Here is a 23,148-nt window from a genome sequence, read left to right as displayed (position 1 = left end):
GTCTAGTACCCTAGCCTTTCGTTCCCGCCCAGCGGGATCAGGCGCTTGTCACTGTGCTCGTCCAGCTCATCTGCGCGGTACAGCTTGTGCATCTGGTAGCCGGCCCGCAGGCGCGGGTCTGCCTTGACAGCGTCGGTGATGGCGTTCAGCACCCGCATATCGCGCTCGCGGGCGCGGCTCCATTCCGGGTGCAGCCAGATCACTGCGTCGTCCCGCAGGCCACCCAGGGTCGCCAGTCCGGCCTGGATATCTTCCGGCTCGTGCACGATGATTTTTACCTCGTCGGCGCGGGCCACCACTTCCGGCAGCGGCCAGGTCTGGGTGGGCTTGGGCGACAGTGTGACCCAGTCCAGGCGGCCCTGCAGCGGGGCGATCCCGCTGGTCTCGATGTGCACCTGCCGGCCCAGCGCGTGCAGCGCTTCTGCTAGCGGGCCAAGGTCGAACAGAATCGGCTCGCCTCCGGTGATGATCACCACCGCGCCGGGCGGGCTTTCCTCGGCCACGGCGCGGGCCAGGGTGCCTGCGTCCAGCAGCTGCACAGCCGCCGGGCGGAAATCGGGGTGCCAGGTGCCGGCGCTGTCGCACCAGGGGCAGTGCTGCGGGCACCCGTACAGCCGGATAAAGTAAGCGGCCCGGCCCAGATGCACGCCCTCGCCCTGCCAGGTGTAGAAGCGCTCGTAGACCGGGTATTTGAGCGTGGAAGCAGAGGGCGCGGAGTTGCCTGGCCCTTCCGCTTCCCGCTCTACCAGCTCATTCCCAGTATTCACAGCACGACTCCGGCGTTTCCCACAGGAAGACCCGCAGTTTCAGGTCGGCGCCGTCGTCGCCCGCTTCCAGGTCCTGATGAATGCGGCGCATGGTCTCGCGGTGCAGAAAAGCGGCAATCACCTCGGCGGTGGTGTCAGCTCCGAGCTCAGGATGCTCGTTGAGGAACATATGGTCCAGCCCGCCCTGCTCCACGTCCTTCTTGGCCCATTTTAGGCTCTTGAAATCCGCCACCATGATGTCGCGCTTGATAAAGGCGCTGGGGCGCAGGCGCCCGCTTTCCAGTTCCATCCGCACCCGGTAGGTGTGGCCGTGCAGCCGCCCGCAGGGGCCGTCGTAGCCTTCAATAATGTGCGCCGAGTCGAAGGTGAACTCAGTAGACAGCTTCCAGGGCATCAGCTTTTCTGATCCTCGGCCACGTAGTTGGCCTTGACCACCGTGCGAATGCCGCCGCGCAGGCCATAGTCACAGTCAATGCTCAGGCTCAGCGGGTCCAGCAGCCCCACCAGGTCGGCCAGCACCCGCCGGGTGGCATGCTCGTGGAAGATGCCCACGAAGCGGTAGGAGGTCAGGTAGTACTTCAGGCTCTTGAGTTCCACGCACTTTTCGCGCGGCACGTAGCGGATCTCCAGCCGGCCGAAATCCGGCAGGCCGCTCCAGGGGCACACCGGGCTGAACTCGTCGGTGGTGATCACGATTTCGCTAGGCTCGCCCGGGTACTTGACCGGGTCGTCCTCGCGCATGGCCGGAAAGGTGCCCAGCACGTCCACGTCGATGGCGTCCAGGCCCTTGACGTCGTAACGGCGGTCGAAGCCGCCGCAGTCTTGCTGGGTGTCGGCAGGTTGGGTATCAGTCATGGTGTTTTCCTCCTCGGCGCCGGCGGGCCAGCTGTGACCACGGCGCAGGCCGGCAAAACAGGCCGGCCCGGAGCCCAGTCTAAGCGAAAGGTGCCCCGGCACAGTGTGCTTCTGGCCCAGTGTGCTTCCAGTCCAGTGTGCCTCTGGGCTGGTGTGATTCCGGATCGGTGTGTTTCTGGCGGCGGTCAGCGTCCGTCAGGCTCAGCTCTGAAACCGGGCGCCAAAATAAAAGCCACAGCGCACCTGGGGGTGTCTGCGGCCTGTTGTAGGCTCGCCTGTTTTTCAGGCAGCCCAGGTGCTTCTGAAAAAATCAGAGGGCGGTGGGGTCGGGGAAGGCCTGCGCCTTGTCGGCCTGGTCGTGCTCATTGTCGCGCAGCAGCCCTTCGGAACCCGCTTCTCCCACCTCGGGCGCGGCCGGCTGCGCTTCGCTGTCGGGGCGGCCAGTGTCGGGGTTCATGTTGGTGTCGGCAGTGGAACGGTCTCCAGGATCGGTCATGGGTCCACTGTGCCGCCTGCGCCTCCCCGGCAGGTGAAGCCGAATTTAGCGCGTCTACATGGAGCGCGCGCCCACCGCCTCGCCTACGCTGCGGAACCCTTCGCGCTCCAGCAGTCGGCTCAGGCCACGGGCAATTTCGGCTGGCAGGGTGGGCCCGCCGTAAATCAGGCCCGAGTAGACTTCCACCAGGCTGGCGCCGGCCAGAATCTTCTCGAAGGCGTCCTCGGCGCTGAAGATGCCGCCCACTCCCACAACCGGCACCCGGCCGCGTGCCTGCTGAAAGCCCAACCGGACCAGCTCTGTAGAGCGCTCCCGCAGCGGCCGCCCGCTCAGGCCGCCGCTTTCGCCCCGGTAGGAGCTGCGCAGCCCTTCGCGGCTCAGGGTGGTGTTGGAGATGATCAGGCCGTCGGCGCCTGCCTGCAAGACCGCGTCCACACTGGCTTCGAAATCGGCCGGGTGCAGGTCGGGGGCCAGTTTGACCAGCACCGGCGGCCGGCGGCGAGTGGTGCGCACCCGCTGCAACTCGGCCTCTTCCATGATCTCGTGCACCAGCGCCCGCAGGTCGCCGGCCGCCTGCAGGGCCCGCAGCCCCGGCGTATTGGGGCTGCTCACGTTGACGGCGAAAGCGTCGGCCACCGGATACAGCGCGGCCACGCAGCGGCGGTAATCCAGCGCCGCTTGCTCGTTGGGCGTCACCTTGTTCTTGCCGATGTTGACCCACACCGGGCACAGCCGGGAGCTTCCTTCCAGCCGCTCGCGCACCGCTTCCACGCCGTCGTTGTTAAAGCCCATCCGGTTGATCAGGGCGTCGTCTTCCGGCAGGCGGAACAGCCGGGGCCGCTCGTTGCCGCTCTGCGCCCGTGGGGTGATGGTGCCCACCTCCAGAAAGCCGAACCCCATCGCCCCGAAAGCCGGCACCGCTTCGGCGTTCTTGTCCAGCCCGGCCGCCAGCCCCAGCGGCGAGGCGAAATCACGGCCCCACAGCGTCTGGTGCAGCGCGGGGTTGCGTGGCAGGCTCAGCTCACGTGCCAGCCCTGGCAGCCCCGGCAGCTGTCCGGCGCGGCTCAGGCCCGCGATGGTGAGGTGGTGAATCTCCTCGGGATCGCGGCGAAACAGCTGCGGCTTGATCAGGTCACGGTAGAGGTGCATGTCGGGGCCCAGTTTACATGGCGGGGGCGCGACCTAACGGGCAGCGTCTGTGAGTCGTGAAGCGGGCTGCACCTCTCTGCCGGGCGGCCCCAGCACCTCGGCTGCCACCTGTAAGAAAGCGTCCAGCAGGGCGTCACGCTGCTCCCGAGGCCACACGGCCACGATGTCCACCAGCGGAGCGTCTTCCAGCGGGCGGTACGCCACGCCGTTCATGCCCAGCCCCTGAAAAAAGCTGATCGGCAGGAAAATCCCCACCCCCGCCGACACCAGCGAGAGCAGGGTGGGCACCTCCAGCGCCTCCTGCACCACCTGCGGGGTAAAGCCGGCCTCAGCGCACCACTGCATCACCTGATCGAAATAGGTGGCCCGCTGATGCCGGGGGAAAAACACGAAGTCCTCGTCTTTGAGGTCCTGGATCTTCAGCCGGGGCCGCGCCGCCAGCGGGTGCGAGGCGGGCAGTGCCGCCACCAGCGGCTCGCGCCACAGCGGCGCCGAATCCAGGCCGGGGTCGCGCACCGGCAGCAGCAGCAACCCCACCGAAATCTGCTCGCTGCGCAGCGCTTCCTCCTGCTCCTGTGCGCTCAGCTCGCGCAGTTCCACGCCCACCTCGGGAAAGCGTTCCTTGAACACCCGCACGATGTCCGGCAGGCCGCCGAAAGCCAGCCCGCTGACAAAGCCCACCGTCAGCCGGCCCACCTCGCCGCGCGCCGCCCGGCGGGTGCGTTCCAGTGTCTGGTCGGCCAGGGCCAGCGTTGCGCGAGCTCCGCTCAGGAACTCGCGGCCGGCCGGGGTCAGCCGGACTCGCCGGGTGCTGCGCTCCACCAGCGGCACGCCCACCTCCTCTTCCAGCCGGCGCACCGAACTGCTCAGCGCCTGCTGCACCACATAAACCCGCTCGGCGGCGCGTCCGAAGTGGCCTTCTTCGGCCAGGGCAATAAAATGGCGCAGGTGGCGAAGTTCCATGCGGGAGATGCTAAAGCGCAGGCCGGGTGGGGCGCTCGCCGGAAGTCACAGAGCTGCGTTAGCCTGGGGGCATGACCACGCCGCCGCGCTCCCGCCGCCGCGTGCCGCTCTGGGCCGCCGTGCTCGGCGCAGCGCTGGCGTTTTGGCTGGGGATTTGGACGATGTCGCCCAAAAGTGACACCATTTAGACCATGTGCGGGCATACACCTTTTTGCCCCGACCCGCTGGTGTATCTCAGCAACCTTGAACGCCAGCCTAATACCCTTGAGCAGTACGCTATTAACTTGCACCCACTGGAAAGCCGCCGCGTAGAGTTCGAGTTCGACTCGGCTGGACCGTGGGGCTGCCGCCTGAGATGGAATTGGAGGTCATTGAGGTCAGCCGTGAACAGTTTGAACCCAGGTACGAGCCGCTGAGTTACCGTGTTCCGCCTCTGAAGGGGTGGGGCGAGGCGACCTTGTATGAGGACCACGAACTCAAGGTCACCACCCCCAATATTCGCGGGAAAATGCCAACGGTAGGCCGTTTCCTGGTCATCGTCGCCGCCAAACGTGAGCTATCACAGGGCCGCAATGCGCTGAATTTCTATGTGCGGAAGCCCAGCACGCGCTGGGGCGGCAGCGGGCAGGTGTCGCTGCTGGTCTGGACACACAGCCACTGACGCCTCTGGGTCGCGGGCCAGCTGCCAGCTCACCCCATCCATTCACCATTAGATTTGGTTAATCGGTCTGCGTCCCTTTGTTGGCGTGGGCTGACAGAGCAGGCCTAGAATACGTTTATGACTCATCTTCCCGCTATTCCCCCCCGCGTGCGGCTGCCCGATCAGCAGCGCGAGGAGCTGAACCAGACCGAGACCCGCGAGTGGATCGATTCGCTGGCCTACGTGCTGGCCGATGGTGGCCGCAAGCGCAGCGCCGAACTGCTTGAAGCCTTGGACGCCTGGGCTTACGACCGTGGCGTGCCCATCGAGTACAAGCAGAGCACGCCGTACATCAACACCATTTCCTCGGGCCGGCAGCCCGACTACCCCGGTGACATGGAGCTGGAACACCGCATCCGCAACATCATCCGCTGGAACGCCGTGGTGATGGTCATCCGTGCCAACAAGGCGTCGGACGGCATCGGCGGGCACCTGGCCTCCTACGCCTCCAGCGCCGAGCTGCTGGAAGTGGGCTTCAACCACTTTTTCCGTGGCGCCGGCGCCGGCAAGGACCGCGACCTGGTGTTTTTCCAGGGGCACATCAGCCCCGGCATCTACGCCCGCTCCTTCCTGGAAGGCCGCTTCGACGAGGCGCGGCTGAACAACTTCCGCCGTGAACTGCAGCCCGACGGCCCCGGCCTGAGCAGCTACCCGCACCCCTGGCTGATGCCCGACTACTGGGAATTCCCCACCGTCAGCATGGGCCTGGGCCCCTTGCAGGCGGTGTATCAGGCCCGCTTCATGAAGTACCTGGAAAACCGTGGCCTCAAGGAAAAGGGCGACGGCAAAGTCTGGGCCTTTATGGGCGACGGCGAGATGGACGAGCCGCAGTCGGTGGCCGGGCTGCGCTTTGCCGCCTACGAGAACCTCGACAACCTGATTTTCGTGCTGAATGCCAACCTCCAGCGGCTGGACGGCCCGGTGCGCGCCAACTCCAAGGTGATTCAGGAGTTCGAGGCGCTGTTCCGTGGCGCCGGCTGGAACGTGATCAAAGTGGTGTGGGGCAGCAAGTGGGACGAACTGCTGACCAAGGAAGGCGCGCCGCTGATCATTCAGCGTTTCGAGCGCATGGTGGACGGCGAGTCGCAGCGCTACGCCGCGTTTGGGGCCAAGGAGCTGCGCGAGCAGTTCTTCAACACCCCCGAGTTGCAGCAGCTGATTGCCGAGTGGCGTGACGACGACCTGGCCCAGCTGAACCGTGGCGGCCACGACGTGCAGAAGGTCTATGCCGCCTATCAGGCTGCCGTGCAGCATAAAGGCAGCCCCACCGTGATCATCACCCGCACGGTGAAGGGCTACGGCCTGGGCGAAAGCGCCGAGGCCCGCAACGTGGCGCACCAGGTCAAGAAGCTGGACTTCGAGGCCATGAAGAACCTGCGCGATCTGCTGGACATCCCCCTGAACGACGAGCAAGTGGAGCACCTGGAGTTCTACCACCCCGGCGAGGACAGCCCCGAAGTGCAGTATGTGAAAGCACAGCGCGAGCAGCTGGGCGGGTTCATGCCGGCGCGCCAGGCCGAGTATCCCCACCCCACTGTGCCCGACGGCAAGTTCTACGAGGAATACGCGGCCGGCAGCGGCGAGCGTGAACTGAGCACCACCATGGCCGCCGTGAGCATCATGTCCAAGCTGCTGCGCGACAAGCAGATCGGTAAGTACATCGTGCCCATCGTGCCCGACGAGGCCCGCACCTTCGGGATGGACGCCCTGGTGCCGCGCGTGGGTATCTACTCGCCGCGCGGCCAGACCTACACCCCGGTGGACAGCGGTTCGCTGATGTACTACAAGGAAGCGGTGGACGGTCAGATGCTGGAAGAAGGCATCACCGAAGACGGCGCGATGGCCTCGTGGATTGCGGCCGGCACGGCCTATGCCCACTTCGGTATTCCTACCATGCCCTTTTACATGCTGTATTCCATGTTCGGCATGCAGCGGGTGGGCGACCTGGTCTGGGCCGCCGCCGACCAGCGCGCCCGTGGCTTTATCCTGGGCGCCACCGCGGGCCGCACCACCCTGGCGGGTGAGGGCCTGCAGCACCAAGACGGCAACAGCCACCTGCAAGCCTACGTGGTGCCCAACCTCAAGACCTACGATCCGGCTTTCGCTTACGAGCTGGCGGTGATTTTCGAGCACGGCATCCAGCGGATGTATGTGGAAGGCATCGACGAGTTTTATTACGTGACCGTGGACAACGAAAACGAGCGTCAGCCGGCCATGCCGGAAGACCACGAACGGGTCCGCGAGGGCATCGTCCGGGGCATGTACCTGTTCCAGCCGGCCGCCGACGCGCAGGGCCAGGAACTGCGTGCCCAGCTGCTGGCCTCCGGCCCGGCGATGGGCGCCGCACAGGAAGCGGTGGAACTGCTCAAGAAGTACGGCGTGGCGGCCGACCTGTGGAGCGTGACCTCGTACAAGGAACTGCATCAGGACGCCCTGCTGACCCAGCGCTGGAACATGCTGCACCCTACCGAGGACCCCAAAGTGTCTTTCGTGGCCAGTCAGCTGGACGAGCAGAGCGCACCCGGCGTACTGGTGTCGGTCAGCGACTATGTCAAGCTCGGCGCCGAGGGCCTTAACGGCCACCTCAGCCGCAAGCTCTGGACGCTGGGCACCGACGGCTTCGGCCGCAGCGAGGCCCGCGAGGAACTGCGCGACTTCTTCGAGGTAGACGCCCGGCACGTGGCTCTGACCGCCCTGTACGCGCTCAAGGACGAAGGCAAGCTGAAGGGCGAAGTGGTGGCGCAGGCGCTGCAGGACTTCGGTATTGACCCGGAGCGGCAGGCCCCGGTGCTGCGCTGAGTTGACCGGGCCAGACTGGAAGAGTGCAGCTTGGTTCCAGCCTGGCCTTTCCGACGTTTTTATTCATCAACACTCCAGAGGAGCCGAACAATGGCAACTGAACTGAAACTGCCCGACGTGGGCGACAATATTGAGCAGGCCACTGTGGTGACCATTCTGGTGAACCCCGGCGACACCATTTCCGAGGGCGACCCCATCATCGAAATCGAGACCGATAAGGCCGTGGTGGAAGTCCCGGCCACCGCTGGCGGCACGGTCGAGAGCATCGCCGTCAGCGTGGGTGACAAGGTGGCGGTGGGTGGCACCCTGCTGACCCTGGGCGGGGATAGGGCCGGCGCCCAGAGCGGCAGCAGTAGCAGCGACAGCGACGCTCCCCAGCAGGGCGACGGTGACCGCGCCATGCAGGCAGAGAGCACCACCACCAGCCCCAGTGATGCGCAGGCCAACAACGTGGCCGCCGAACAGCAACGCGCCCAGCAGGCCGAGGCCACTGGCGAAGCCGGCACGACCACTTCGGGTACGTCGGCTGCGGCCTCGGCGCCGGCCAGCGCGGGCGCCCAGAGTGCCGGCCAACAAGTGGTGCTGCCCGACGTGGGCGACAATATTGAGCAGGCCACTGTGGTGACCATTCTGGTGAACCCCGGCGACACCATTTCTGAGGGCGACCCCATCATCGAAATCGAAACCGACAAGGCTGTGGTAGAAGTCCCCGCCACCGCCGGCGGCACCGTGCAGAGCGTGAACGTGAAGGTGGGCGATCAGGTGAAGGTGGGCGCTCCGTTGCTGACCCTGAGTGGCGGCGCAGACAATGCGGCGCCCAGCGCTCAGCCGGCCGCATCCGCTGAAGCCGGCCAGCCTGCACCGGCAGCGCCACAGTCCGCCGCAGCCCCGACCGGCGAAGCCAGCGCTGCTGCCGGACAGCCAGCCGCCCAGGCCGCTGCACCACAGCAGTCCGGCACCCGGAACCCCAAAACCTACGAGGGCCGGCCCATCGTGCCGGCGGCCCCCAGCGTGCGCCGTCTGGCCCGTGAAATGCACATTGATATTCACGATGTGCACGGCACTGGCATCGCCGGGCGCATCAGCGAAGAAGACGTGCGCCGCACTGCCGGCACGCCCACGGCCCCGGCTGCAGCGGCTACGGCAGGTGCTCAGCCGGCGGCGCAGGCCCCAGTCGCCGCTGCACAGGCGCTGCCTGACTTCTCCAAGTGGGGCAACGTGACCCGCGAGGACATGAACGGCATTCGCCGCGCCACCGTGCGCTCCATGACCCAGGCCTGGACCACCATCCCGATGGTCACCCACTTCGACAAGGCCGACGTGACCGTGATGGAAGAAACCCGCAAGCGTTACGGCGAGCGGGTGCAGAAGGCCGGCGGCAAGCTCACCATGACCCATATCCTGATGAAGGTGGTGGCGAATGCCCTGCACCGTTTCCCCAAGTTTGGGGCCAGCCTGGACCTACAGAACGAACAGGTCGTCTACAAGGACTTCGTCAACATCGGCGTGGCGGTGGATACCCCGGTGGGCCTGCTGGTGCCGGTGGTCAAGGACGCCGACAAGAAGAGCATCACCGAACTGGTGCTGGACCTGACCGACCTGGCCGAGCGCGCCCGTGAACGCAAGCTCAAGCCCGACGAGATGCAGGGCGCGACCTTTACCATCTCCAACCTGGGCGGCATCGGCGGCCACGCTTTTACGCCGATCGTCAACAGCCCAGAAGTGGCGATTTTGGGTGTGTCGCGCGGCGGCATCGAGCCGGTCTGGAACCGGGAAAAAGGCGAGTTCGAGCCGCGCAACATGCTGCCGCTCTCGCTCACCTACGACCACCGCCTGATTGACGGCGCTGACGCGGCCCGCTTCCTGCGCTTTATTGCCGAGTCGCTGGAAGACCCGTTCCTGATCTCACTCTGAAGCTGATGAGAATCTGAGAAGGAAGCCGGCTGGTGGGCGTTGTCCCCCGGCCGGCTTTCTTCTATCTCACCTGTTGCCCCGTCCCAATGCGGCGGGCTTGCTAGCATAGGCTGTTATGAGTCAGCCGCTTGCCCTGTCCCCGCAGCCTGTCGCCCTCGCCATCAGCGGTGGGGGAGCGCGGTCTTTTTATCAGGTGGGGGCGCTGCAGGCGCTGGAAGATGCCGGCTTTACTTTCGGGGCGTTGGCCGGAACGTCGTCAGGGGCTATTCTGGCGGCGCTGCTGGCCGCCGGTCACACCGGGCGCGAGGTGCAGTCGCTGGTGCGCGAGGGGCACCCGCCCGGCTGGTTCGACCTGACCCTGGGGCGCGGGCTGGTGCAGCCGACCGGCCTGCAGGACTGGCTGACAGAGGTGCTGCCGGAAAATTTCGAAGACCTTCCCCTGCCGCTGATTATTCCGGCGACCGATATCCAGACCGGCGAGGAAGTCTCGTTTACCAAAGGCCCGCTGGTGCCGGCCATCATGGCCAGCAGCGCTTTTACCGGGGCCGTGTATCCCCTCAACTGCGAGGGCCGCTGGCTCTCGGATGGCGGGCTGGTCAACGAGGTTCCGGCTGATCTGGCCCGGCGCATCAGCCGGCTGCCCCTGATTGCGCTGGACGCCACTGCGCCGCTGCTGGAGCTGGATTTTCCTAAGCCCGGAACCAAGCGGGGCGGCCTGCTGGGGCTGGTGTCCACCCAGTCACCCACCCTGCCCGAGATTCTGCTGCAGGCCTTTACCATTACCCAGGGGCACCTCACCCACCGCAAGTTGCAGGAGGCGGCCCCCGAGTGGCTGGTGGATTTTGACCCGCTGCGCGACCTGACGCTGCAGAACCTGGATCAGCTGGACCGTGGGGTGGAAATCGGCTACGGCTTTATGCAGGACCTGCTGGACCGCCAGGCCCAGGCCGGCGCTGACGCTGACGAATCGGCGCCTGAGCAGAGTGTTTGAGCCTGGCCGCATTTAACGCCGGCGGGGGGGCCGGGACAGATCCGGGCCACCAGAGGAGCGGCGGCCCAGGCGCTCGCTGGGGCGTTCTTCTGTGGTCGTGTCGGCAGCTTCTTCACCGGCCAGGTCGTTCCAGTCTTCCTCGTCCCAGGAGTGATCACGCCAGCGGCGGCCAGCAGCCGGCGTGGGAATTACGGGGCTGGCCGGCTCAGGCTCTTCTTCCGGCGCCCAATCCATCCGACGTGGGCCGTGCTCGTCCTCATCCCAGGCTTCTGTAGGCCATTCCTCGGCGTCCCACTCGGCGGTGTCTTCAGGAGTGTCCATCTCCCAGCTGGGATCGTCCAGCAGCGTTTCTTCCGGCTCGGTGGTTGGAGGCACGCTGCCTGGCTGCGGCCCGGCTGCTGCGTCGGCCTTGGCTTTCACCCGGCGCTGGCGCGAGGGCCGGGGGGGGAAGGCCAGACCCAGCAAGCCCAGAATGCCCAGCAGTCCCCAGGGAAAACCCGGCGCCGGCAGCTTGACGACCGTGGCCGGCCGGGGCGCTTCGGTCACGGCTGCGGTGGCTGGTTCTGACGCAGCCGTGGTTGCTGCCGAGGTGCTGGCAGCAGAGGCTTCAGAGGTCTGGGTCTGTGAGGCGGCCAGCGGGGCAGGGGTAGGCGCGGCCGCCTGGGCCCCCGGCAGAGCCAGCAGCGCGGTGAGCAAAAAGGCGGGCAGGGCAGTGGAACGCATGGAGCTTCACTGTATAACGCCGCTCAGCGCAGGTAGTGTTCCCACTCCGGCTGGGTCTGCGCGAACTGGCCGTGCGCGAACGCCCGGAAGGATGGCACCCGTGGCCCGTGCTGCAGCGGCATCTGGGCCTCTTCGGGGGTGCGGCTGCCCTTGCGCTGGTTACAGTCGCGGCAGGCGGTGGTCACGTTGGTCCATTCGTGCCGGCCTCCCCGTGAGCGGGGCATCACATGGTCCAGGGTCAGATTCTCGCCGCTGCCGCAGTACTGGCAGGTAAAGGCGTCGCGCCGCAGCACATTGCGGCGGTTGAACGGCACCGCGAAGGTATTGGGCCGGCGCACATAACGCCGCAGCCGGATCACGCTGGGCACCTGCATGACGGTAGAAGGCGAGCGCACCACGTCGCGGCTTTCTTCCAGAACCTCGGCCACCCCGAACTGCGTCAGGGTGATGGCCCGCTTGATGCTGGTCACCTGAAGCGGCTCATACGAAGCGTTGAGCACCAGTACCCGTGCCGCATTCAGGTCACTGGCCGGCCGGCCGGTTGGCCGCGGTTCTTCCCGTCCCGCATGGTTCATGGCCGCATTTTAAGGGCAGGAAGTTAGGGAGATGTGAGCATTAAGGCACAGGCAGCCTCACGACCGCCACGCTCCGTCACCTTCAGGATTGCCAATCACCTGGCAGAAGTGGCTTTCAGACTCCCGTCTGCCAGGCTGGCATTGGCTTACTTGCCGCTGCGCCGGGGAACGATGGTTACGGCCAGCTTGGCACTGGTTTCAATTTCCGCCGCGTCGCCGCTCTGGTCCTCGCCGGGGGCTGGCAGGTACTTTGCCTGCACGCCCCAGTCGAAGCGGTTGCTGACGGCATTGTCCCTGGCCCGCACCCGGATGGGGAAGACGTCACCCACATGCACTACTGTTTTGGGCAGGTCAATCACCAGATCGTCACTCATGCTCTGGCCGCTCAGCTGAAAGGCGCCGGGGTGCCGGTCGCGCTGGTAGCCACCGATGCGGCCCTGCAGCTCGCGGCTTTGGCCGTTTTCCAGGGTGATTTCGCTCAGCTGCTTGCCGCCGGGTTCCGCCACGATCAGGTAGCCGCCGGCGCAGCCCAGGTTCCGCAGTTGCCCGATGTCGTAGGCCGACAGCAGCAGCGAGGGCACAAAGGAAGCCATCACCAGCCCCAGCCCGAACATGGCCTTGGGCCGGTCGTTCCACTGCGAAGCGGTCAGCGCCAGGCCGCCGGGCCCCAGCAGCAGCGGCATCAGCAGCGCCAAGACCGTGTGGCCCCGGCAGGGGTCTGAGAGAAACAATTGCCCCAGCCAGCGCACCAGCAACACGGCGGCGGCGGCCAAGGCCCAGCCCAGCAGGAAGGGCCGCAGCGGCCAGCCGAACGGCTCTTGCCCAGAGTCAATGTCGGTAAGGTGTGGCCCCGGAAATCCCGGTTGCCCGCCGGGCGTCGCCGGGCCGGTCAAGAGGCCACGGGTTCCGGAACCTGCGCGGCTTCGCAGCAGGGGCAGACGCCCATGAATTCCAGCCGGACATCGGTCACCCGGAAGCCCTGCGGCAGGGCTCCGGCCGGCAGCGGCGGCACCAGCTCGGCGTCAATATCGAAAATCGCGCCGCACTGCCGGCAGACGGCGTGGTGGTGGTGCTCGTCCTCGCGGCGAAAATCGTAGCAGGTGGCCCCGCCGGCCCGCTCAATCGTCACGGCCACGCCGTCACGCACCAGGGCGTCCAGGGTGCGGTAAACCGTCCCCAGACTGACCGTGGGCTGGAGTTTGCGGACTTCGGAATGGATCCAGGCGGCGTCGGGATGACAGCGGGCTGCGCGTAACACCTCGATGACCGCCTGGCGCTGCTTGGTCTGGCGTACCATCGTCATGCCTTCCAGCATAGCAAACCGCCTGCCACCGCCCTGAGACGGACGCTACGGTCGGGGCGCGCTGGACCTACAAGCGCCAGGCAGAACCTGCGGCACAATAAGTTATATGCCTGACCGCCTGCTGCCGCTGCTGACCGATACTCCCCAGTCCGGTGACGCCCTGGGTGCGGCCCTGGAGCTGAGCCGCGTCACCGTCCACTCGCTGGCCCACCGCCTGCAGGAGCAGGGCGTGCCGCTAGAGGTGAGCCGGGCCGGCTACGCGCTGGCCGCCGGCACACCGGCGCCAGGGCTGGTGCCGGTGCGGGGGCAGTTTGGTCAGGCGCTGCGGTATTTCGGGGAGGTGAGCAGCACCCAGGACACCCTGCATGACTGGGCCGCCGACCCGCAGAGCCCCGCTTCCCACGGCGCCGTGGTGGTGGCCGAGCGGCAGACGGCCGGCCGGGGCCGCCGGGGCCGCACCTGGCAGACCAGCGGCGGCAGTCTGGTGTTCAGCGTGTTGCTGCGGGGGCCGCTGCCACTGGCGAGCTTGCCCACCCTGCCGCTGGCCGCCGGCGTGGCGCTGCAGCGGGCGGTGGGCGGCGGGTTCCTGAAGTGGCCCAACGACCTGCTGGACGGAGAGGACCGTAAGCTGGCCGGCATCCTGCTGGAAGCGGAGCTGCGCGGCGAGGAAGCCCGGCAGGCGGTGCTGGGCATCGGCATTAACGTGAGCCAGGCGCCTTCCGGGGCCGCCACCGCCGAGCAGTTCCGCCCCGGCGTGTCCCGCGCCGAGCTGCTGGCCGATGTGCTGGGCGAACTGGAACACTGGCTCTCGGCCCCGGTTCCCGAAGTGCTGGATGCCTGGCGAGCGGTGAGCGCCACCCTGGGCCGCCAGGTGCGCTTTGAGCTGCCGGGCCAGAGCGCCCAGAACGGACAGAGTGGTGTGCTGGAAGGCCGGGCCAGCGACCTGGACGACCAGGGCAGCCTGCTGGTCTCCTTGCCGGACGGACAGTTGGTCCGGGTCGGAGCGGGCGACGTGGAACTGGTCGGACGCCTGACACCGGCCCAGACTGAGCTTTAGCCTTCAGCGAGTGGGGGAAAAGAGAATTGGACCGGGTTTACAGGCACCGGTTCGGTCGGGGCGCCCTCTGGCCGAACGGGGTGGCCTGGGCTATGCTGAGGCATTCCAAACCACAGCGGTTCCCTGCTTTCCGGTGTCCAGCATGGGCCGGGTTTCAGCTGGCCTGCCGCTGTGACCGATAAAAGGAGACTTCCCTATGACCCAGACCACCCACCCCACCCTGGCCGGCACGCTGGCCCCTGCTCCCTCGTTTGTCCGCGACCTGCTGCTCGTCGCCGGCGGCGCCCTGCTGGTCGCCCTGTTTGCCCAGGCTGAGATTCCGCTGCAGCCGGTGCCGATCACTCTGCAAACCCTGGGTGTGCTGCTGGTCGGTGCAGCCCTGGGCTGGAAGCGCGGCTTTGCGGCCCTGGCCCTGTACCTGGTGCTGGGCGCAGCGGGCCTGCCGGTGTTTGCCGGAGGCAGCGCTTCTATCGCCAAGTTTTTTGGGCCGACCGGCGGCTGTCTGCTGAGCTATCCCTTTGCCGCGGCCATGATTGGCTGGCTGGTGCAGCGTTTTGGGCTGGACCGCAACGTTCCCGGCGCCGCCGCAGCGATGCTGGCGGCCAGCGTGGTGATTTACGCTTTCGGCCTGCCCTGGCTGAGCGCCGTGACCGGCATGCACGGTCAGACGCTGCTGGCAAACGGTCTCTACCCCTTTGTCCTGGGCGACGCCCTTAAGATCGGCCTGGCCGCCTTGCTGCTGCCGGCAGCCTGGGCTTTCGCGCGCCGCTGAGTTTATACAGATAAAGAAAGCCCCCTCCTTCAGCGGGAGAGGGCTTCTTCTATCTACCGAGCGGAACTCAGACAGTGATTTCCGCGAAGCGGGCGTTCTTCTGAATAAAGTCCTTGCGCGGCTGCACGTCGCTGCCCATCAGGTCCTCGAAGATATCGTTGGCAATAAGCAGGTCGTCGATGGTGACGCGCTTCAGCACCCGGGTTTCGGGGTTCATGGTGGTGTCCCACAGCTGATCGGCGTTCATTTCGCCCAGACCCTTGAAGCGCTGAATCTCGAATTTCTTGCCGGCCTTGTTGGCTTCGGTCACCTTGGCGCGCAGTTCTTCGTCGCTGTAGAGGTACTCGCCGGTCTTCTGGCGGCCCACCGTGATGCGGTACAGCGGCGGCTGGGCAATGTAGAGGTGGCCATGCTCCACCACCGGCTTCATGTACCGGAAGAAGAAGGTCAGCAGCAGCGTGGTGATGTGGCCGCCGTCCATGTCGGCGTCGGTCATGATGATGATCTTGTGGTAGCGCAGCTGCTCCACGTCGAACCGCAGGTGCTCGCCGCTGCCGTCCACCCCGGCGCCAATGGCCGCGATCATGCTGCGAATCTCGGCGTTCTTGAGGCTCTTGTTCAGCTCGGCTTTTTCCACGTTCAGAATCTTGCCACGCAGCGGCAAAATCGCCTGGAAACGGCGTTCACGGCCACTCTTGGCACTGCCGCCGGCCGAGTTCCCTTCCACGATAAACAGCTCGCTCTCGGTGGGGTCCTGGCTGGAGCAGTCGGCCAGCTTGCCGGGCAGGTCGTCGTTTTCCAGCGGGTTGGAGCGCCGCACGATGTCGCGGGCCTTGCGGGCGGCTTCACGGGCGCGGGCTGCCTCGGCAGCTTTTTCCACGATGGTCTTGCCGACCTTGGGGTTTTCTTCCAGGAACTCGGCGAACTTCTCGCCCACGATGGCATTGACGGCCGTCTGCGCTTCGGAGTTCAGCAGCTTGACCTTGGCCTGAGACTCGAACTGCGGGTCGCCCAGCTTCACGCTGATCACGCAGTAAATGCCTTCCAGCAGGTCATCGCCGCTGGGGGCAGGGTTGCCGGACTTGATCAGGTTCTTGTCCTTGGCGTACTTGTTGAGGATACGGGTGTAAGCCGTCTTGAAGCCGGTCAGCGGGGTGCCGCCGTCGCGGGTGCGGATCATGTTGGCGTAGGTCAGGATGTTGTCGCTGGCGTAGCTGTTGGCGTGGATAAACGCCACTTCCACCTCGACCTCGTTGCTGGTGCCGCGCATCACGATGGGCTGGTCGTACAGCAGCTTGGTGCTGTCGGACACCAGCGACTGGGCAAAGTTGGCGATGCCGCCCTGCTCGTGGAAGACTTCTTCGCGCACTTCGCCGCCGTAGAGTTCGGTGCGCTCGTCGCGCAGCACGATCCGCAGGCCGGTCAGGTAAGCCAGCTCGCGCAGGCGGCGGCGAATCCGGTCATAGTCGAAGCGGTTCTCGAACTCCTTGAACACTTCCGAGTCCGGGTGAAAGCTGACTTTGGTGCTCCAGGTCACGTCCCCCGGCGTCTTGCCCAGCACTTCCAGCGGGGTGGTCACGTCGCCTTTTTCAAAGCGGATGTGGTGCAGCTGCCCGCCCTTGTTGACGGTCACGTCCAGGTAAGAGCTCAGCGCGTTCACCACGCTGGAGCCCACGCCGTGCAGCCCGCCCGACACCTTGTAGGCGCCCTGGCCGAACTTGCCCCCGGCGTGCAGCTCGGTGAAGATCACTTCGATGGCGGGGCGGCCCTCGGACTTCATCACGTCGACCGGAATCCCGCGGCCGTTGTCGGTCACGGTGGCGCTGCCGTCGGCGTGCATGGTCACGGTGATTTCGTTGGCGAAGCCGGCCAGGCCCTCGTCAATGGCGTTGTCGATGATTTCGGTCAGCAGCTGGTGATAGCCGTCGACGCCGGTGCCGCCCTGCACGTACATGCCGGGGCGCTTGCGAACGGCTTCGAGGCCCTTGAGGATGCTGATGGAATCGGCCGTGTAGTTGCTGTTGGGGTTGGTCATGGTCCTCCTGTGAAGCGGCGCCGCTCGGGCGGCCAGTTCCGGCTTCTGGTGTTGGGGTATTGTTTGCCCTGACCGCTGCTAGAGCAGAAAAGGAGCGACGCGGGCAAGGGAGAAATGTTGAGTCAGAGGCCGTGCTGGCCCCTGTGCAGGCACCTTCACAGTCTAGCACGTGAGGCAGGTTTTGCGAAATGCAAAACTGAGAATATGTTCTGAGCGTAATCAGCTGGCCAGCGGCCCCGCCCGAAGCGTGACCCTTTTCATAGTTGCCGGGTTCGGGGCACAATGGAAGGCAACATGCCACGACCCCTCCCTCTGTTCTGCCTGGGCCTGCTGCTGCTGGCCGGCTGCTCGGCCCCAGGCGCCGGGCCGGCTGACTCCTCGGCCGCTGCCACCACCGCCCCGGCAGAAGCCTGCGCCCTGCCCGGAGACGACGCTGCGGCCCTGCCGACCCAGACCCGCGCCGTGTTCATGCTGGACACCAGTGGCAGCATGGTGGGTCTGGGTGACGGCCGGGCAGACATCTTTGCCGGGGTCAAGGCGGCCATCGTGCGCTACGTGAACGAGCGCCGGCCGCAGGCGCTGGAGCTGTTCACTTTCGACAGCGGGCTGCGCTCGCACCACAGCTACACTCTGCCGGCTGACCGCGCCGCTTTTGACCGGGACATGGCGGCCCTGCAGGCCAATGGCAACAACACTTATCTCTACCGCTCGCTGAACAAGGCGCTGCCCACCATCCGCCCCGATCCCAAGCAGCTCACCAACGTGTTCGTGCTGACCGACGGGGTTGACAACGACCCGGCCCGCCGGGTGAGTGCCGCGCAGGGGCTGTCGGCTTTTCAGGCGCGCGGCCCGCTGGACAGCTTTCACTATCTGGCCCTGGGCACCCAGATTCCGGCCGACGCCCTGCAGGCGGTGCAGGCCAGCCGCTACGCCGAGGCCCGCACCTACCCGGTGGGCCAGCTGCCGGACCTGACCAGCCTGGGCACCCGTATTCAGCCGGTGCGCTCGCCGGAAGCCCTCAGCCTGAACCTGCCTGACGGCACGCCGGTGCAGCTGGCCATGCCGATGCTGCCGCGCCTGAGCCAGGTGTCGCTGCAAAAGGACCGGGTGGAGAGCAGTACGGTGCCGCTGCGGGTGCTGGGTCAGGTGCCCGACGGCACCGCCGGGCTGCTGTGCGCCGAGCCGGACCAGGCACCGGCCGCGCAGGCCCAGGCCTCCGGTGTGCAGGCTTCGGGAACGGCCACCGCAGCCCAGGCGGCTGGCGGCGTCATCCGGCCGCAGCGCACCCTGCTACGTTTTGCCCTCTCCGGCACCGAGGGCCTGCGCTGGCTGAACCCCGGCGCCGACCGCCGCCTGCGCCCCGGCGAGTCGGTCACGCTGCGCTACGCCCTCAGCCCGGCTGTGCGCGATAAGGATCTGCTGGGTTCGGGCTTCAATGTGGCGCCGGCCGGTGGCCTGAGCCCCGAGCTGCTGTACGAGCCGGGCAGCCGGCAGGTGGGCATCCGGGTGACCAACACCGGGCTGGCCGCCGGTCAGAGCGTGCCACTGGAATGGCTGCTGCCCGGCGGCACCGCGCTGCCGCTGACCACCATCACCGGTGGGGCCGGCACGCTGGCCGGACAGGTGGTGCCGGTGGCCGATACCCGCCCGGGCCGGGCCGAGCCGGACGCTGGCCCTGATCCGGACAGCGCAAACCCAGCCAGCGCAGCCCAGGCTTCAGGTGCGGCGACGACCGCCCGCCAGCCTGGGAAGCGCTCGCTCTGGCCGTTGCTGCTGGGCCTGGCCCTGCTGGGTGGGCTGCTGGCCCTGGCGCTGGTGGCCCGGCAGAGGCAGCAGGTGCGCCGCCGCGCCGCCAGCGCTGCGCCGCTGATTGCCGAGCGAGCCCGCAGCACCGGCGGGGAAGAGCGGGTGCGCTACGTGACGGTGTCGCAGGCGGAGCCGGTCAGCCCGGCGGCCGCTTACAGCCCCGCCTTCGAGCAGGACGTGCCCACCATCGAGGGCCTGGAATATTCGGAAGACCGGTTTCTGTGCCTGTTCGGCACCGACGGGCGGATGGGCGCAGTCAACGCGCCGGCCAGCGGCGCTTTCGACGTGGGACAGGTGGCCGGCGTGCCGCACCTCAGCGGCCTGCGAATGGAGCGGCACCGCGCCGGGCTGCGGCTGCTGCGGGTGCCGGCCGACCTGGAAGTCTCGCAGGGCACCCGGCTGCTGTCGCCCGGCGATGTGGTGCGCCCCGGCACCTTGCTGGGGCTCCAGATGGCCGAATCCAGCCGCGCCCGCACCCCACCTCTGGGCGAGCTGAGCGGCCTGGGCCTGCCGCTGCGCCTGACCTCCGACGGCGCGACCCTCAAGGTGATCGGCCGCTACGCCGAGCATCACCTGGGGCTGCCGGGCGGCATCACCGACCTGGGCGACGCCTGCAAGGCACCCTCGCTGCGTGGCCTGCGGGTCACGCTGCTGGGCGGCCGGGTCCTGATCGCCGATATTCCGGCGCGGCTGCGGCTGCTGCGCCCGCGCCTGCGCGGCGAGCCTGGCCCCAACCCGCCGCTGCGCCCCGGGACTTTCCTGCCCGCCGGCACCGAAGTACAGTTCAAGGGATATGAGGACGCCGAGTGATTGACTTTCTAAAAACGCTGCACGATTTTGTCTGGCCCAACAGCTGGGTGGCGGCTTTCCCGCTGCTGTCGCTGGCGCCCACGCCACTGGCGCTGGCTTCCACCGTTCTGTTCATCTGGAGCCTGGCGCCGGCCTTCAAGGGCCGGGTGGGTGCCGGCTTTCTGGGCTGGCTGGGCCTGACCTGCGTGCTGGCGCTGCTGCCGGTCGTCACCGGGCTGATTCTGGCCATCAGCGGCGGCAAGGTGCCCAGCGCCGTCGCCGCGCCCGCCGACGTGCAGCAGCGGCTGTGCGGCCAGGTATCCGACCTGACCCGCTACTGCCTGCCCGCCGACCCGCCACGCGACCTGGAACACTGGATGTACACCGCCTTTACCCTCTTTAGTCTGCTGGCTGTCGGGGCGCTGGCCCGTGGCCGCTGGAACGGTGACTTTCTGGGCGTGAATATCGGCCTAAAGCTGCTGCCGATCATCACCCTGTTTCTGGCCGGCTGCGTATACATGATTGGCCGGGTGGCGCTGGTGCCGGGCAATGCGGTGGGGGCCTGAGGCTGGACAACCGGCAGGGCAGGCGCCGGGCTGGTTTTTGCTCTAGCCTCGGCCCACGCCTGTCTTTCAGCCGCTTGACCTGAACTCCTGGCCCCGCGCGGACACCTTCCGGCATTACCAGGCTGCCTCCTGCACCTTCAACGTGACGGCCGAGGTGGAGGTCACGGCCCTGAAAGCGGCGCCGGTGCCGTTCGCTCCGGCGCTGATCTATTCCATCTGCCAGGCGGTCAATACCCTGCCGGCCCTGCGGATGACCCTGCAAGGCGGCCAGCCGGGCGTCTGGGACAGGATTCTGCCGGCCTATACAGTCTTCCGGCCAGAGAGCGAGACCTTCGCAGTGCTCTGGACCGAGCTGGCAGATTCCTTCCCGGCTTTCCTGGCGGCTTTTCAGGCTGACCAGGCCGCTTTCGCAGCCAGCCCCGGCTTCCAGCCCAAGGGACCGGCGGGACCGGCGCCGGCCGGAGCTATTAACATTTCTATCGTTCCCTGGCTGGGCCTGAGCGCCTTCGAGCTGTCGTTCGCCGGCGAAGACGAGTATCTGCTGCCGGTGTTCACGGCGGGCCGCTATCAGGAACGGGCCGGGCGGCTCTGGCTGCCATTGGCGGTCAAGGTCAATCACGCCGCCTGTGACGGCTGGCATGTGGCCCAGTTTTACCAGGAGTTGCAGGGGCGCCTGGACAGCTTTCAGCCTGGGCAAGGCTAATAGGAAAAAGCCGCCGGAGCAGAACTCGTCCTCCGGCGGCTTTTTCCTGCTTTGCTGCGGCTCAGCGTACCTGCGAGCCGCCGGGCAGCGGCTTATCCACCGTCAGCAGGTCCAGCTCGCCGTTCTCGCCCTCGGCGCTCAGGATCATGCCCTGGCTCATGATGCCGCGCATCTTGCGGGGGGCCAGGTTCGCCACGATCACCACCCGCTTGCCCACCAGCTCGGCCGGCTCAGGGAACCACTTGCGGATCCCGCTCAGGATGGTGCGTTCTTCGTCTCCCACCTTGAGGGTGAACTTGAGCAGCTTGTCGGCGTTTTCCAGCGGTTCACAGGCCAGCACTTCGGCCAGGCGCAGGTCCACCTTCAGGAAATCGTCAATGGTGATTTCGGGGGTGCTTTCCTCGGCAGCTTCCGGGGCCTGAGCCTGGGCCTGCTCGGTGGCAGCAGGCTGATCGGCGGTCGTTTCGGACATGGTGTGTGCTCCTTCTGGGCGGGATTTCTTCTTGGACTTCTTGTCTGCGGCGTTGCTGGCAGGGGTGGCGGCCGCTTCCGTCTCGCCGGGCTTTTCGGGCAGCTCCAGCTTGGGGAACAGCACATCGCCGGCCTGAATGCGGGTGCCGGCCGGGGTCAGGCCCCAGGCTTCTTCCAGCACGTAGTTCTCGCCTCCCAGGCCCAGCTGCCGGCGCAGTTCGCGGGCCTTGCCGGGGATGGCGCCTTCCAGGGCCACACTGGCAATCCGCAGGCCCTCGGCCACGGTGTACAGCACGGTGTCCAGCCGGCCGGCCTGTGCCTCGTCCTTGGCCAGCTTCCAGGGCTCGCTCTCGGCAATGTAGCGGTTCAGGTCGCGCACAAAGGCCATGGCGGCGTCCAGGGCCATATTCAGCCGGAAGTCGCCCACCAGCCCCAGCACCCGGCCTGGCAGTGCCCGAGCGTCGCTGATAATGCGCTGCTCGCGCTCGCCGTACTCGCCGGGCGTCGGAATCACGCCAGCGCGGTATTTCTCGATCATGCTGAGGCTGCGGGCCAGCAGGTTGCCCAGGTCGTTGGCCAGCTCACCGTTGTGGCGGCTCACCAGAATCGTCTCGCCGTAGGGGGTGTCGGCACCCATGCTGGATTCGCGCAGCAGACTGTAGCGAATAGAATCCAGCGGAAAATCGGCCACCAGCGTTTCGGGGTCGATAGCGTTGCCCAGCGACTTGCCCATCTTGCGGCCGTCCTCGGCCAGGATGTGGCTGTGGACAATCAGGCGCTCGTACATCGGCAGCCCGGCAGACTTCAGCATGGTGGGCCAGAAAATGGCGTGCGGCTTGAGAATATCCTTGCCAATCACGTGCCAGGTCTGCCCGGTCACGTCCTCGGGTGCGCCCTTGCTGACTGGGCCCGAGAGGTAAGCCAGCAGCGCGTCGAACCACACGTAGGTGACGTGTTCGGGGTCCCAGGGAATCGGCACACCCCAGGGAATCCGCTCGCGGGGCCGCGAGATGCTGAGGTCGCCCAGCGGCTCGCGCAGCATTTCCAGCACCTCGTTGCGGAAGCCGGTCGGCTGAATCAGGTCCGGGTGGGCTTCCAGATACTCACGCAGCCAGGGCTGGTACTTTTCCATCTTGAAAAAGTAGTTGGCCTCGCGCCGCAGTTCGGGCGGCTCCTTGTCGCCGGGCACGCGCCAGACACCGTCGGGGCCTTCCACCAGTTCCTTTTCGGTCACGTAGCGTTCGCTGCCCACCGAATACAGGCCCTCGTACTCGGCAAAGTAGATGTCGCCGGCGTCATAGACCCGCTGCAAAATCCGCTGCACGAATTCCTGGTGCTGGGGATCGGTGGTGCGGACAAACTCGTCCAGGCTGATGTCCAGCCGTTTCCACAGGCCCTGGAAAGCCCGCTCGGAGAGGTCGTTGACCAGTTCCTGGGCGGTCAGGCCCTGCGCGGCAGCGGCCTTGAGAATCTTTTCGCCGTGCTCGTCGGTGCCCAGCAGCAGGTGAGTGGGCCGGCCCGAGAGGCGCTGATAGCGGGCGATGGCGTCGGCCAGAATCTTTTCAAAGACGTGGCCGATGTGCGGCACGCCGTTGGCATAGTCGATGGCGGTGGTGATAAACAGTTGGTTTTCGGGAATAGTTTCAGTTTCAGTGTGAGTCATGCAGCTTCCTTTTGCCGGGCCGCGTGGCAGGCAGGGCAGAGAGCTTCAGTC

20 protein-coding genes and 1 pseudogene are annotated in these 23,148 nt (G+C 66.7%); 9 read left to right on the top strand and 12 right to left on the bottom strand.

Features of this window, described 5'->3' with window-relative positions:
- Nucleotides 1–2: 2 nt before the first annotated feature.
- The 6 genes from OCI36_RS05660 to OCI36_RS05635 form a co-directional block, all read right to left on the bottom strand.
- A complete protein-coding gene (locus OCI36_RS05660) occupies nt 3–767 on the bottom strand; it encodes a 7-carboxy-7-deazaguanine synthase QueE (protein WP_261664109.1) in 765 nt (254 codons plus the stop codon).
- Nucleotides 751–1,161: a 6-pyruvoyl trahydropterin synthase family protein gene (locus OCI36_RS05655; RefSeq protein WP_261664108.1), complete on the bottom strand. Its 411-nt coding sequence runs from the start codon at nt 1,159–1,161 to the stop codon at nt 751–753. The genes OCI36_RS05660 and OCI36_RS05655 overlap by 17 nt, the downstream gene beginning before the upstream one ends.
- On the bottom strand, nt 1,161–1,622 hold the full coding sequence (queF, locus tag OCI36_RS05650) for a preQ(1) synthase (protein ID WP_261664107.1): 462 nt from the start codon (nt 1,620–1,622) through the stop codon (nt 1,161–1,163). The genes OCI36_RS05655 and queF overlap by 1 nt, the downstream gene beginning before the upstream one ends.
- A 310-nt stretch (nt 1,623–1,932) precedes the next feature.
- On the bottom strand, nt 1,933–2,118 hold the full coding sequence (locus OCI36_RS05645) for a hypothetical protein (RefSeq protein ID WP_261664106.1): 186 nt from the start codon (nt 2,116–2,118) through the stop codon (nt 1,933–1,935).
- Nucleotides 2,119–2,172: 54 nt separating this feature from the next.
- Nucleotides 2,173–3,267 (bottom strand): quinone-dependent dihydroorotate dehydrogenase, encoded by a 1,095-nt coding sequence (locus OCI36_RS05640; protein WP_261664105.1) that lies wholly within the window; start codon nt 3,265–3,267, stop codon nt 2,173–2,175.
- Between the two features lie 33 nt (nt 3,268–3,300).
- Complete coding sequence (locus OCI36_RS05635) at nt 3,301–4,230, bottom strand: LysR family transcriptional regulator (RefSeq protein ID WP_261664104.1); 930 nt, start codon at nt 4,228–4,230, stop codon at nt 3,301–3,303.
- Nucleotides 4,231–4,585: 355 nt separating this feature from the next.
- Here OCI36_RS05635 and OCI36_RS05630 point away from each other — a divergent pair, with 355 nt between their 5' ends.
- From OCI36_RS05630 to OCI36_RS05615, 4 genes are all read left to right on the top strand, one after another.
- A complete protein-coding gene (locus OCI36_RS05630) occupies nt 4,586–4,891 on the top strand; it encodes a hypothetical protein (protein ID WP_261664103.1) in 306 nt (101 codons plus the stop codon).
- A 117-nt stretch (nt 4,892–5,008) separates the two neighbouring features.
- A complete protein-coding gene (gene aceE / locus OCI36_RS05625) occupies nt 5,009–7,729 on the top strand; it encodes a pyruvate dehydrogenase (acetyl-transferring), homodimeric type (RefSeq protein ID WP_261664102.1) in 2,721 nt (906 codons plus the stop codon).
- A 90-nt stretch (nt 7,730–7,819) separates the two neighbouring features.
- On the top strand, nt 7,820–9,643 hold the full coding sequence (aceF, locus tag OCI36_RS05620; RefSeq protein ID WP_261664101.1) for a dihydrolipoyllysine-residue acetyltransferase: 1,824 nt from the start codon (nt 7,820–7,822) through the stop codon (nt 9,641–9,643).
- A gap of 115 nt (nt 9,644–9,758) precedes the next feature.
- Nucleotides 9,759–10,634 (top strand): patatin-like phospholipase family protein, encoded by an 876-nt coding sequence (locus tag OCI36_RS05615; RefSeq protein ID WP_261664100.1) that lies wholly within the window; start codon nt 9,759–9,761, stop codon nt 10,632–10,634.
- A gap of 12 nt (nt 10,635–10,646) precedes the next feature.
- On the opposite strand, the gene OCI36_RS05610 is transcribed toward OCI36_RS05615, so the two are convergent.
- From OCI36_RS05610 to OCI36_RS05595, 4 genes are all read right to left on the bottom strand, one after another.
- Nucleotides 10,647–11,357 (bottom strand): hypothetical protein, encoded by a 711-nt coding sequence (locus OCI36_RS05610; RefSeq protein WP_261664099.1) that lies wholly within the window; start codon nt 11,355–11,357, stop codon nt 10,647–10,649.
- Nucleotides 11,358–11,380: 23 nt separating this feature from the next.
- Nucleotides 11,381–11,932, bottom strand: coding sequence for an HNH endonuclease (locus OCI36_RS05605; RefSeq protein ID WP_261664098.1), 552 nt, complete (start codon nt 11,930–11,932; stop codon nt 11,381–11,383).
- A 146-nt stretch (nt 11,933–12,078) separates the two neighbouring features.
- Nucleotides 12,079–12,825 carry a hypothetical protein gene (locus OCI36_RS05600; RefSeq protein ID WP_261664097.1) on the bottom strand — a complete coding sequence of 249 codons (747 nt, stop codon included), beginning with the start codon at nt 12,823–12,825 and terminating at the stop codon, nt 12,079–12,081.
- Nucleotides 12,822–13,235, bottom strand: a complete 414-nt coding sequence (locus OCI36_RS05595) for a Fur family transcriptional regulator (RefSeq protein ID WP_261664096.1) — start codon at nt 13,233–13,235, stop codon at nt 12,822–12,824. The genes OCI36_RS05600 and OCI36_RS05595 overlap by 4 nt, the downstream gene beginning before the upstream one ends.
- A gap of 106 nt (nt 13,236–13,341) precedes the next feature.
- Here OCI36_RS05595 and OCI36_RS05590 point away from each other — a divergent pair, with 106 nt between their 5' ends.
- Together OCI36_RS05590 and OCI36_RS05585 are read left to right on the top strand one after the other, a co-directional pair.
- Entirely contained in the window at nt 13,342–14,292 is a 951-nt protein-coding gene (locus tag OCI36_RS05590; protein WP_261664095.1) for a biotin--[acetyl-CoA-carboxylase] ligase, read from the top strand.
- Nucleotides 14,293–14,488: 196 nt separating this feature from the next.
- The gene (locus tag OCI36_RS05585; RefSeq protein ID WP_261664094.1) at nt 14,489–15,064 is read left to right on the top strand and encodes a biotin transporter BioY; all 576 of its coding nucleotides are present in this window, start codon (nt 14,489–14,491) and stop codon (nt 15,062–15,064) included.
- 67 nt (nt 15,065–15,131) lie between these two features.
- Here OCI36_RS05585 and OCI36_RS05580 read toward each other — a convergent pair whose 3' ends face one another.
- Nucleotides 15,132–17,099 (bottom strand): DNA topoisomerase subunit B, encoded by a 1,968-nt coding sequence (locus OCI36_RS05580; RefSeq protein WP_261664093.1) that lies wholly within the window; start codon nt 17,097–17,099, stop codon nt 15,132–15,134.
- Nucleotides 17,100–17,393: 294 nt separating this feature from the next.
- On the opposite strand from OCI36_RS05580, the gene OCI36_RS05575 reads away from it, so the two are divergent.
- The 3 genes and pseudogenes from OCI36_RS05575 to OCI36_RS05565 form a co-directional block, all read left to right on the top strand.
- Nucleotides 17,394–19,715: a vWA domain-containing protein gene (locus tag OCI36_RS05575; RefSeq protein WP_261664092.1), complete on the top strand. Its 2,322-nt coding sequence runs from the start codon at nt 17,394–17,396 to the stop codon at nt 19,713–19,715.
- Nucleotides 19,712–20,260, top strand: a complete 549-nt coding sequence (locus OCI36_RS05570; protein ID WP_261664091.1) for a hypothetical protein — start codon at nt 19,712–19,714, stop codon at nt 20,258–20,260. The genes OCI36_RS05575 and OCI36_RS05570 overlap by 4 nt, the downstream gene beginning before the upstream one ends.
- Before the next feature lie 76 nt (nt 20,261–20,336).
- Nucleotides 20,337–20,963, top strand: a pseudogene (locus tag OCI36_RS05565) (CatA-like O-acetyltransferase); the annotation flags it as partial.
- 61 nt (nt 20,964–21,024) lie between these two features.
- Here the strand turns inward: OCI36_RS05565 and metG are convergent.
- The gene (metG, locus tag OCI36_RS05560; RefSeq protein ID WP_261664090.1) at nt 21,025–23,097 is read right to left on the bottom strand and encodes a methionine--tRNA ligase; all 2,073 of its coding nucleotides are present in this window, start codon (nt 23,095–23,097) and stop codon (nt 21,025–21,027) included.
- Nucleotides 23,098–23,148: the final 51 nt, after the last annotated feature.

Source organism: Deinococcus sp. Marseille-Q6407, assembly GCF_946848805.1.
Classification (GTDB): domain Bacteria; phylum Deinococcota; class Deinococci; order Deinococcales; family Deinococcaceae; genus Deinococcus.
The sequence above is the reverse complement of the archived record's forward strand: the minus strand, read 5'-3'. Positions and strand labels throughout refer to the sequence as shown.

What these genes read in the sequence shown, in the direction of transcription:
- OCI36_RS05655 (WP_261664108.1), bottom strand. Translation starts at nt 1,161, where the DNA reads ATGCCCTGGAAGCTGTCTACTGAGTTCACCTTCGACTCGGCGCACATT.
- queF (WP_261664107.1), bottom strand. Translation starts at nt 1,622, where the DNA reads ATGACTGATACCCAACCTGCCGACACCCAGCAAGACTGCGGCGGCTTC.
- OCI36_RS05645 (WP_261664106.1), bottom strand. Translation starts at nt 2,118, where the DNA reads ATGACCGATCCTGGAGACCGTTCCACTGCCGACACCAACATGAACCCC.
- OCI36_RS05640 (WP_261664105.1), bottom strand. Translation starts at nt 3,267, where the DNA reads ATGCACCTCTACCGTGACCTGATCAAGCCGCAGCTGTTTCGCCGCGAT.
- OCI36_RS05635 (WP_261664104.1), bottom strand. Translation starts at nt 4,230, where the DNA reads ATGGAACTTCGCCACCTGCGCCATTTTATTGCCCTGGCCGAAGAAGGC.
- OCI36_RS05630 (WP_261664103.1), top strand. Translation starts at nt 4,586, where the DNA reads ATGGAATTGGAGGTCATTGAGGTCAGCCGTGAACAGTTTGAACCCAGG.
- aceE (WP_261664102.1), top strand. Translation starts at nt 5,009, where the DNA reads ATGACTCATCTTCCCGCTATTCCCCCCCGCGTGCGGCTGCCCGATCAG.
- aceF (WP_261664101.1), top strand. Translation starts at nt 7,820, where the DNA reads ATGGCAACTGAACTGAAACTGCCCGACGTGGGCGACAATATTGAGCAG.
- OCI36_RS05615 (WP_261664100.1), top strand. Translation starts at nt 9,759, where the DNA reads ATGAGTCAGCCGCTTGCCCTGTCCCCGCAGCCTGTCGCCCTCGCCATC.
- OCI36_RS05610 (WP_261664099.1), bottom strand. Translation starts at nt 11,357, where the DNA reads ATGCGTTCCACTGCCCTGCCCGCCTTTTTGCTCACCGCGCTGCTGGCT.
- OCI36_RS05605 (WP_261664098.1), bottom strand. Translation starts at nt 11,932, where the DNA reads ATGAACCATGCGGGACGGGAAGAACCGCGGCCAACCGGCCGGCCGGCC.
- OCI36_RS05595 (WP_261664096.1), bottom strand. Translation starts at nt 13,235, where the DNA reads ATGACGATGGTACGCCAGACCAAGCAGCGCCAGGCGGTCATCGAGGTG.
- OCI36_RS05590 (WP_261664095.1), top strand. Translation starts at nt 13,342, where the DNA reads ATGCCTGACCGCCTGCTGCCGCTGCTGACCGATACTCCCCAGTCCGGT.
- OCI36_RS05585 (WP_261664094.1), top strand. Translation starts at nt 14,489, where the DNA reads ATGACCCAGACCACCCACCCCACCCTGGCCGGCACGCTGGCCCCTGCT.
- OCI36_RS05580 (WP_261664093.1), bottom strand. Translation starts at nt 17,099, where the DNA reads ATGACCAACCCCAACAGCAACTACACGGCCGATTCCATCAGCATCCTC.
- OCI36_RS05575 (WP_261664092.1), top strand. Translation starts at nt 17,394, where the DNA reads ATGCCACGACCCCTCCCTCTGTTCTGCCTGGGCCTGCTGCTGCTGGCC.
- metG (WP_261664090.1), bottom strand. Translation starts at nt 23,097, where the DNA reads ATGACTCACACTGAAACTGAAACTATTCCCGAAAACCAACTGTTTATC.